Genomic DNA, 2,836 nt, shown 5'->3' with positions numbered 1-2,836 from the left:
AATACCGCATTCCATGCCGGCACGTACTTCGGAAGCGTCATCCTTGAAGCGGCGCAGGGATTCCAGCTCGCCTTCGAAGATAACGATGTCTTCACGCAGTACACGGATTGGACGGTTACGGTGCACAACACCTTCGATAACCATGCAACCAGCGATCGCGCCGAATTTCGGCGAGCGGAACACGTCACGCACCTCGGCGATACCCAGGATGTTCTCCCGAACGTCGCTGCCAAGCATGCCGGTGAGGGCTTTCTTGACGTCTTCGATGATGTCGTAGATGACGTTGTAGTAACGCATGTCCAGGCCTTCCTGCTCGACGATCTTCCGTGCGCCAGCATCGGCACGCACGTTGAAGCCGAACAGTACAGCGTTGGAAGCCAGTGCCAGGTTAGCGTCGGACTCGGTGATACCACCTACGCCGCCACCCACAACACGCACTTGCACTTCGTCGTTACCCAGGCCGTTCAAGGCGCCGTTTAACGCTTCGAGGGAACCACGGACGTCAGATTTGAGGACGATGTTAAGCGTCTTCTTCTCTGCCTGGCCCATGTTCTCGAAGATGTTTTCCAGCTTGCCAGCGTGAGCGCGAGCCAGTTTGACTTCGCGGAACTTGCCTTGACGGAACAGAGCCACTTCACGGGCTTTCTTCTCGTCGGACAGCACGCTCATCTCATCGCCAGCGTCCGGGGTACCGTCCAGGCCGAGGATCTCGACAGGGATGGAAGGACCGGCTTCCTTGATTGGCTTGCCGTTCTCGTCGAGCATGGCACGTACACGGCCATAGTTCGAACCGACCAGCACCATGTCGCCTTGGCGCAGGGTACCGTCTTGAACCAGAACGGTTGCAACCGGGCCACGACCCTTGTCGAGACGCGATTCAACCACAACACCGCGGCCTGGGGCCGATGGAGTTGCTTTCAGTTCGAGTACTTCAGCCTGCAGCAGGACCGCTTCGAGCAGTTCGTCTACACCGGTACCGACTTTCGCCGACACCGAGACGAATGGCGTATCACCGCCCCACTCTTCGGAGGTCACGCCGTGAACCGACAATTCGCTACGGATGCGATCGAGATCGGCGCCCGGCTTGTCGATCTTGTTCACTGCAACAACCAGTGGAACACCCGCAGCCTTGGCGTGCTGGACAGCTTCAATGGTCTGCGGCATCACGCCGTCGTCCGCTGCAACTACCAGGATCACGATGTCAGTCGCCTTGGCACCACGGGCACGCATTGCGGTAAACGCGGCGTGACCAGGGGTGTCGAGGAAAGTGACCATGCCGCGTTCGGTTTCAACGTGGTACGCACCGATGTGCTGAGTAATACCGCCGGCTTCGCCAGCAGCTACCTTGGCACGACGGATATAGTCGAGCAGGGACGTTTTACCGTGGTCAACGTGGCCCATTACGGTCACAACTGGCGCACGGGAGAACGTCTCACCTTCAAACTTCAGGGACTCGGCCAGGGAATCTTCCAGGGCGGTGTCGCTGACCAGGGTCACTTTGTGGCCCAGTTCTTCGGCTACCAGCTGAGCAGTTTCCTGATCAAGCACCTGGTTGATGGTCGCTGGAGTACCCAGTTTGAACATGAACTTGATGATTTCAGCTGCCTTGACCGACATCTGATTGGCGAGATCGCCTACAGAGATGGTCTCGCCGATCTGCACATCACGCACGACAGGGCCGGTTGGGCTCTGGAAACCGTGAGCGTTGCGTTTTTTCAGCTTGGCCTTGCCGCGACCACCACGACGGAAGCTATCGCTTTCTTCGTCGGTAGTACGTGGGGCAACGCGTGGAGCAGGCGCTTTCTCTTTAACCGAAGCACGATGCGGAGCGTTTTTACGCTCGCCATCGCCGCTACCGCCACCACCACCGCGACGATTGTTATCGTCAGCACGTGGTTTGTCCGGACGACGAGGCTCTTCGCGCTTGCGGGCGTCAGCTGCAGGAGCAGGTGCAGCGGCAACCGGAGCGGCCTCACGCACGGCTTCAACAGGCGCGGCGACTGCTTCAGCAGCAGTTTGCGTTGCAGCAGGCTGGCTGCGCGCGTCTTCTTCGGCGCGACGCTTGGTTTCTTCTTCAGCCTTCTGACGAGCAGCATTGTCTACTGCGCGACGCTCTTCCAGATCGCGTTTGCGCTCGGCTTCGATTTCTTCCGGGCTGCGCTGTACGAAGACTTTCTTCTTGCGTACTTCAACGCTGATGCTCTTGCTACCGGCAACACGCAGGGTGCTGGTAGTTTTGCGCTGCAATGTAATCTTGCGCGGTTCTTCCACTTTCGCCTTGTGGCTGCTCTTCAAGTGAGTCAGCAAAGACTGCTTCTCACTGTCGCTAACACCTTCATCGGCGCCGGTGTGCGGCAGACCTGCCTCACGCATCTGCTGCAACAGGCGCTCTACCGGTGTTTTGACCTCATCGGCCAGTTGTTTCACCGTGACTTGCGTCATGCACTTCTCTCCTCAGGCCGCGCCTAGTTACTCGAACCAATGGGCTCGGGCGGCCATGATCAACTTGCCGGCACGATCATCGTCAATGCCGTCGATGTCGAGCAGATCGTCAATAGACTGCTCGGCCAGGTCTTCGCGGGTAATTACGCCGCGCACCGCCAGTTCCATCGCCAAATCCTTGTCCATACCCTCAAGCGAGAGCAGGTCTTCGGCCGGATGGGCGTCTGCCAGCTTTTCCTCAGTAGCGATGGCTTTAGTCAACAAACGATCCTTGGCCCGAGCGCGAAGCTCGTTGACGGTGTCTTCGTCAAAGCCGTCGATGTTGAGCATTTCTTCCAACGGTACGTAGGCAATCTCTTCCAGGCTGGTGAAGCCTTCATCTACCAGCACCTGT

2 protein-coding genes are annotated in these 2,836 nt (G+C 58.3%); both read right to left on the bottom strand.

Features of this window, described 5'->3' with window-relative positions; translation table 11 throughout:
- Window positions 1-2,442 (bottom strand): translation initiation factor IF-2 (infB, locus tag ACP7A2_RS22350; protein WP_426135984.1); only part of this gene is annotated, 2,442 nt, incomplete at its 3' end.
- Between the two features lie 27 nt (window positions 2,443-2,469).
- Window positions 2,470-2,836: helix-hairpin-helix domain-containing protein (locus ACP7A2_RS22345; protein ID WP_426135983.1), on the bottom strand; the 367-nt coding region annotated here is incomplete at its 5' end.

This window comes from Pseudomonas sp. PWP3-1b2, from assembly GCF_049896045.1.
Lineage (GTDB): Bacteria > Pseudomonadota > Gammaproteobacteria > Pseudomonadales > Pseudomonadaceae > Aquipseudomonas > Aquipseudomonas antarctica_B.
Note: the sequence above shows the minus strand (reverse complement) of the source record. Positions and strands in the feature narration are given on the sequence as shown.